We start from the raw sequence: 6,806 nt of genomic DNA, 5'->3' as shown, positions 1-6,806 counted from the left end.
CCCCAATCTATCCCGGCTATGAACCGGTAATCACTTTAGCCGGGGCCAAAGCGGTTTATATGGATACTACCGATAATGGTTTTGTCTTGTCTCCAGAAAAACTAGCGGCAACGTTAGAAGCAGAAGGATCAGCGGTTAAAGCGGTTATCTTAAACTATCCAAGTAATCCCACTGGTGTGACATATAATCGGCAAGAAGTACAAGCCTTAGCCGAAGTTTTGCGAAATTATCCGGTTTTTGTCATCAGTGATGAGGTTTATAGCGAGTTAAGCTACGAGGAAGAACATGTGTCGATTGCCGAATTTTTACCAGAGCAGACCATCTTACTAAATGGCTTATCCAAATCCCACGCGATGACTGGCTGGCGCATTGGCTTTATCTTTGCTCCGGCGATTTTGACAGCAGAAATTATCAAAGTCCATCAATACTTGGTAACCGCAGCTTCGACAATTTCTCAAAAAGCGGCTGTGGAGGCTTTGGTGCAAGGTATTGAAGACGGTGCAAAAATGGGGGAAGAATACCGCGTTCGTCGGGATTTTGTTTACGATAAACTAAAGAAACTAGGCTTTGAGGTTGCCAAACCATCGGGGGCTTTTTATCTCTTTGCCAAAATTCCAGCCGGTCAAATTCAAGATTCCATGGCTTTTTGTGTGGATTTGGCAGAAAAAAATCAGTTGGCGTTAATCCCGGGAATTGCCTTTGGACAAGCCGGAGAAGGCTATGTGCGCATTAGTTATGCTGCTAGTCGAGAAGCGTTAGCTGAAGCTATGAAACGCTTGGAAGCTTATTTGAAAAATAATTAAGGAAGAAAGAAAAGCAGGTTGGTGACTTAAGAAAAGTTGCTGACCTGTTTTGTTTTTACTGCCTTTTTTGAAAGGGATTACCTGAAGATGCCTTTTAAAAATACAGCAAATGGAAAGAAAATGAAAACCTGTGACAGTGAGGTTTCCACAGGTTATGAAACAATTTCTTCGTTATTTTGCTGACTTATCCACATGCCTTAAATTTTTTTACAAATCTGAGGCAGTGGAGGAAGTTTTCTTTTTTAGAAGCCCTTTGGTAAAATCAAAGGGAAAATCCTAGCAGAAAGTAGTGAAGTGGGATGAAAATTTTTTTAATTGAAGATGATACAGCCTTGGCTAAAGTAGTGAAAGAGGCGATTGCAAAATATGGCTTTGAAGTGCATCAAGCTCAAAATTTTGCGGATTTATTAGTGGAATTTCAACAAGTGAAGCCGGATTTAGTTTTGATGGATATTAATTTACCCTATTTTGACGGGTTTTATTGGACACGGCAGTTACGAAAGCAATCCAATTTGCCGATTATTTTTCTATCGGCCCGAGATCACCCTATGGATCAAGTCATGGCTATGGAATATGGTGGGGATGATTATTTGGTGAAACCTTTTGACAATGAAGTATTGGTGGCGAAGATCAAAAGCCAATTGCGCCGAGCCTATGGGGAGTACTCTGTGGCAGGAGAGCGGATTTTTAGTTTTCATGATTTGCAATATTTTCCTGAGCGCTTGGAAGTCCATTACGCTGGGCAAAAGGAATATTTGACCAAAAAAGAAGGAGAATTAATGGAGCTTTTAATGGAATATGCGCCGCGGATTGTTAAGCGAGAAACTTTTTTAATGAAGCTTTGGGATGATGAGCGTTTTGTGGATGACAATACCCTTTCCGTTAATATGGGTCGCTTACGGAAAAAATTGGAAGATATGGGCTTGGAAGATAAAATCCAAACGCTGCGGGGACAAGGCTACCAGTTGATCTGGGAGGTAGTGTAATGAAGTTCTACTTGAAACAACACCGTAGCCGCTTCTTTGGCTTCTTGTTGATACTAGCTTTTTTATTGTGGGTATTAGGCGTGGCAGAGGCTGCTTCTTGGACATTGTTGCTTTATCTGTTTTTAGTGGGAGCATTTTTGTTAATTGCTGGTCTGTTATTTGCTTATTCTCGTCAGCGTCGGCTTTACGCTTTTTTATCAGATCAAACAAAGCGAATTATGCCGGGGGATCAAGATCACTTAAGCCAGGCCATCAGCCACAAAGTCAATCAGTTATTACAAGAACAAGAGAATCAACTGACCAAAGAAAGCCGAGAAAAAGAACAACAAGTCACGTTTATTAATTTATGGGTGCATCAAATGAAAACGCCCATTGCGGTTTTGGAAATGATGGCCCAAGAAAATCAGCTGGATTCCGTGGAAGTCTTAAAAGAAACCCAGCGTTTAAAAAGTGGGTTGAATTTAGTCATGAACGAAGCCCGCTTATTAGGTGGAATTGGTGGGGACTTTGTGTTAAAGCGAGTCTTTTTAAGCAAATTGGTGAATCAAGCGGTGACAGAGCAAAAGAATTTTTTCATTCAGCACCAAGTGTATCCTCAAGTCATGATTTCTGAAGAACTAACCTTGATCACCGATGCCAAATGGCTCAGTTTTGTCGTCGAACAACTGGTAGTGAACAGTATCAAATACACCAAACCAGGGGGCAAAGTAAAAATTTCTGCCACTAAACTCCCTGAAGCTACTGAATTAATCATTGAAGACGAAGGCGTGGGAATTCCTGTTGGTGATTTGCCGCGGATTAAGCAAGCCTTTTTCACAGGAGAAAACGGCCGTAAATTTGGTGAAGCTACTGGAATGGGCCTCTATCTAGTAGATCAAGTCACTGGGGAATTAGGGATTAAGTTTGATCTTCAGTCTCAAGTGGGCAAAGGAACAAAAGCGATTTTGACAATTCCCGATGGACAATAATTAGATTTTAGAACTAGTAGTTTGGCGTCGGTTGCTACCGACGCTTTTTTAGAGACTAAGGTAGCATAACACGTTTGTCTTCACCAACGCGTTTAGCTTTTCTTAGTAGAGATACTTCTTGTTTAAAACCTTACAAAGCTGTAAGAATAGAAATAGGCAATCTAATGGCAGTGGGTGTCATTCCTTGATAGACTGAATTTATTGAGAACAAGCAGTAAAAGGAGGAGCAAATGGCAATTTTAGAGATTCAAAATTTGGTGAAAAATTATTTTGGGGAAGTCACCGTGGAAGTTTTAAAAGGGATTAATTTAAAAGTGGAAAAAGGGGAGTTTGTAGCCATTATGGGGCCGTCTGGCAGTGGCAAAACGACTTTGTTAAACTGCGTGGCCACACTAGATACTCCCACATCAGGTAGTATTTTAATAGACGGCGCTGCCCCGCAAAGTTTCAACCCTAATCAATTGGCAGATTTTCGTCGCCAAAATTTAGGTTTCGTCTTTCAAAATTATAATTTACTGGCTCCTTTAACGGTGATGGAAAACATCGTCTTACCTTTGACATTAGAAAAAGAATCTCCGGCAGTTATGCTACCGGCTGCGGAAAATTTAATGAAGGAATTGGACATTCTGGACTTAAAAGACAAGCGCATTTATCAGCTTTCAGGAGGTGAGGCGCAACGTGTGGCCATTTGCCGGGCCTTGATCCATGAGCCAAGTCTCATCTTAGCGGACGAACCTACAGGAAACTTGGATTCTAAAGCTGCCAACAGTGTAATGGAGCTGTTGTCGCAGTTAAATAGTGAGCGACAAGTGACTACCTTAATGGTGACCCACGATGCTTTTTCTGCTAGTTTTTGCAACCGGGTTGTCTTTATTAAAGATGGTCGATTTTACAATGAACTGTATCTAGGGGATGACCGAGATGAGTTTTATCAAAAAATCTTGACCGTATTAAGTCATTTAGGAGGCCGTAGCCATGAGCTTTTACAAGCTGATTACTAATAATGTGTTGCGGTCTGCTCGCACCTATGGCAGTTATTTTCTCTCCAGTGTGTTTTCTGTATTTGTGTTTTTTATTTTTGCCATGCTGACTTTTCATCCCCAATTGCAAACCGGGCTTACTGGTTCCAGTGGAGATGTGACTCTTTTAGTTCGTTTAGCGATGGGTGTGAGTCAAGTTTTGGTAGTATTGTTATCCTTTATTTTTTTGTGGTATTCCTTTTGGACGTTTGTGAAAGCTCGTAAACGAGACTTAGGCGTTTACATGATGTTGGGGATGAAACCGAAAGACTTGCGTAAAATGCTCTTTGGGGAAAACATGCTCATTGGCTTTAGTGCTTCTGTGGCGGGGATTGGTCTAGGGGTATTATTTACGAAAGTGATTTTAATTGTGGTCCAAAAAATTTTAGCCATTGAGTCGGGCTTAAACTTTTATTTTCCTGTTAAAGGCTCGCTTTTGACTTTTGCGATTTACTTGATTTTATTTTTCTTAGTGAGTTGTCTTATGACTTTTAAAATTCAAACGGAAAATTTAAATCAATTAGGCAAAAGTGATGAAACGCCGGTGCCATTGCCGAAAACCCATCTTTTATTGGTTGTTGGTGCATTTGCAAGCCTTTTTGTAGGCTATGGGTCTCTTTGGTATTTTCTAAAAAAAGATGCCAATTTATGGGTTCTGTTAGCCTGTGTACTGTTTACGGTTTTGGCAACCTTTCTCTTTTTCCATCAAGTGATTGTCTATTATTATCAGTGGCGGCGAAATCGATTGGGGTTTTGGCGAGGAAAAAGTATGCTAGCAGTTTCAGAAGGAATTTATCGAGCAAAAGAAAATGCCACGATGTACGCTTTAATTGCATGTACTGCTTCTGTGGCCTTGGTGGCGATTTTAAGTACTGCTTCTTTAGGTAGCGCTCAAACTGGGGAACGCAACGGGATTTCACCGGCTTTAGTGCTATCAGATACCCCAAGTAGCCAGAGTACCGATTATCCTTTAACCATAGGGACTAAAATTAATCAGCTGATTGAAGAAGCGGGGTATGACAGCTTTTATTTTGTAGGAGAAAGCTATCCCGTGCAGTATTTTCCCCAAGGAGATAGCGGAGAATATTTTGCTTATGTTATGAAAGCCTCTGATTTTAATAAGCTGGCAAAAGGACTGAAAGAAGCTCCAGTTCATCCTAAATCAGGAGAATTTTTCGAATTGGCCAGCTCCATTAGTCAATTGGAAGAGTTTAAAAACATGACAAAAAAAGAGCGGACAAAAAAACAAGAGATTGCCACTAAAGGGGGCAAGAAAACTGTCGCCTTTAAGAAAATACCACGGCAGTTTCGCATCGCCCAGAGCTATCATTTTTACATTGCCGCAGATGAAGAAGTGGAGCAATTTTTCATAGTAGAAAAAAATGATTTGACAGCTACTCGCTATCAGATCATCGACTATCAAGAGTGGCAGACAGATAAAAAACTAAGCCGTGAAATCCAACAAATTCTAACCCAAGACCGACTTCGATTTGATAAAGATTTTGAAAAGCTTTATGCAGAGGAAGAGGAAAAAACAGATATGCAAGCTGCCTACGATGAAGTGTATCGCGATTATTATAGTTATGAATCCCGTTACGAGCTGTGGCAAAATCAGCGACAAGCCAATGGTTTAGTATTGATGATTGGTTTGCTTTTAGGTGGTGTCTTCTTTATCTTTACCGCTTCTATCTTTTATTTCCGCCTCTTTGGGGATTTGGAAAAAGCTGGTCGTTATCATCAAAGCCTGTATCAAATCGGACTGTCTCCGAAAATGCGCCATCAATTAGTCACTGGTCAAATGGTTTCCATGTTTTTTATCCCTTTATTAGTAGCAATTTTACATTCCAGCGTGGCTTATTGGGGAATTGTGGAATTAGCTCAGTTAAATATCTGGTCCACGTTTTTTAAGATTATCGGCTATTACTTAATTGCCATGTTGGGATTGTGCTTGTTCTGTCGCTATTTTTATTTACGTAACTTAGATACAAGAGCGGAGAATCCTGAAAAGATTTGACCTTTACACAATCTTTACAGCCCTTCATGTAAACTTTACTTTCTTTTGGCGGCATCTTTACAGCTCCTTGCTAAACTGTTCTTGTAAGCAAAGAAAGGAGCAAAGAAAGTGAAAAAATTCTATGTGATGGCATTAGCTACCTTAGTGTTACTAAGTGCTTGTGGCAGTCAAAAAGCAGAAAGTAAGACCGGGGATACCAATCAGAATGAAGGGACAGAAATCGTAGCAGTAGGTTCCACAGCTTTACAGCCTTTAGTGGATGCTGCTAAAGAAAGTTTTACTGCTGAAAATAGTAACTACCAAATTACCGTTCAAGGTGGTGGTAGCGGCACTGGGTTATCTCAAGTGGGGTCAGGAGCCGTGACCATTGGCAATTCTGACGTTTTTGCAGAGGAAAAAGATGGAGTGGATGCCTCGGCTTTAACGGACCATAAAGTGGCTGTGGTGGGAATGGCGCCAGTCGTCAATAAAGAAGTTGGCGTAAGCGACCTAACCAAAGAACAATTAATCGCGATCTTTACCGGCAAAATTACCAACTGGAAAGAAGTTGGTGGCAAAGCTCAAGAGATTGCGGTAATTAACCGGGCTTCTGGAAGTGGTACGCGAGCAACCTTTGAAAAATGGGGCTTAGATGGGGCGAAGACAGTGCAGGCACAAGAACAGGATTCTTCCGGTACCGTGAAGAAAATTGTGGCAGAAACACCAGGAGCGATTAGCTACTTAGCATTGTCTTACATTGATGATACTTTGACTCCTTTGGCTTTGGATGGTGTTGAGGCCACTGCCGAAAATATTGCTACAAACGACTGGCCGATTTGGTCTTATGAACACATGTATACGAAGGGAGAACCCGATAAACAGGTACAGGTTTTCCTAGATTACATGTTGGAAGAGAAAGTTCAAAATGGTCCAGTAAAAGACTTAGGGTACTTGCCCATCACTTCAATGAAAGTAGAGCGAGATGCTAACGGCAATGTGAAAGATTTATAAGGAAAAAGAAAACCTTGAATGCTGCT

At 40.9% G+C, this 6,806-nt stretch carries 6 protein-coding genes; all 6 read left to right on the top strand.

Annotated elements, in window-relative coordinates; all coding sequences use genetic code 11:
• The coding region (locus tag AB5754_RS09850) for an aminotransferase class I/II-fold pyridoxal phosphate-dependent enzyme (RefSeq protein WP_368259571.1) at positions 1–803 on the top strand (803 nt) is incomplete at its 5' end.
• A gap of 299 nt (positions 804–1,102) precedes the next feature.
• Positions 1,103–1,789, top strand: coding sequence for a response regulator transcription factor (locus AB5754_RS09845; RefSeq protein WP_311832837.1), 687 nt, complete (start codon positions 1,103–1,105; stop codon positions 1,787–1,789).
• Positions 1,789–2,757, top strand: coding sequence for a sensor histidine kinase (locus tag AB5754_RS09840; RefSeq protein WP_368252288.1), 969 nt, complete (start codon positions 1,789–1,791; stop codon positions 2,755–2,757). The genes AB5754_RS09845 and AB5754_RS09840 overlap by 1 nt, the downstream gene beginning before the upstream one ends.
• A gap of 230 nt (positions 2,758–2,987) precedes the next feature.
• Complete coding sequence (locus tag AB5754_RS09835) at positions 2,988–3,758, top strand: ABC transporter ATP-binding protein (protein ID WP_368252289.1); 771 nt, start codon at positions 2,988–2,990, stop codon at positions 3,756–3,758.
• A complete protein-coding gene (locus AB5754_RS09830) occupies positions 3,733–5,790 on the top strand; it encodes an ABC transporter permease (RefSeq protein WP_368259570.1) in 2,058 nt (685 codons plus the stop codon). Before AB5754_RS09835 ends, AB5754_RS09830 begins: the two co-directional genes overlap by 26 nt.
• Positions 5,791–5,898: 108 nt before the next feature.
• Positions 5,899–6,780 (top strand): phosphate ABC transporter substrate-binding protein PstS family protein, encoded by an 882-nt coding sequence (locus AB5754_RS09825; protein ID WP_368251869.1) that lies wholly within the window; start codon positions 5,899–5,901, stop codon positions 6,778–6,780.
• The last annotated feature ends 26 nt before the right edge of the window (positions 6,781–6,806 follow it).

Origin of the sequence: Enterococcus sp. 2201sp1_2201st1_C11_2201SCRN_220225, from assembly GCF_040925905.1 — a bacterium.
GTDB lineage: Bacteria > Bacillota > Bacilli > Lactobacillales > Enterococcaceae > Enterococcus_C > Enterococcus_C asini_A.
This window is presented reverse-complemented; position numbering and strand designations above follow the sequence as displayed.

Bases quoted from the DNA above. Each gene is read 5' to 3' on its own strand.
- AB5754_RS09835 (WP_368252289.1), top strand. From the start codon at position 2,988: ATGGCAATTTTAGAGATTCAAAATTTGGTGAAAAATTATTTTGGGGAA.
- AB5754_RS09845 (WP_311832837.1), top strand. From the start codon at position 1,103: ATGAAAATTTTTTTAATTGAAGATGATACAGCCTTGGCTAAAGTAGTG.
- AB5754_RS09840 (WP_368252288.1), top strand. From the start codon at position 1,789: ATGAAGTTCTACTTGAAACAACACCGTAGCCGCTTCTTTGGCTTCTTG.
- AB5754_RS09830 (WP_368259570.1), top strand. From the start codon at position 3,733: ATGAGCTTTTACAAGCTGATTACTAATAATGTGTTGCGGTCTGCTCGC.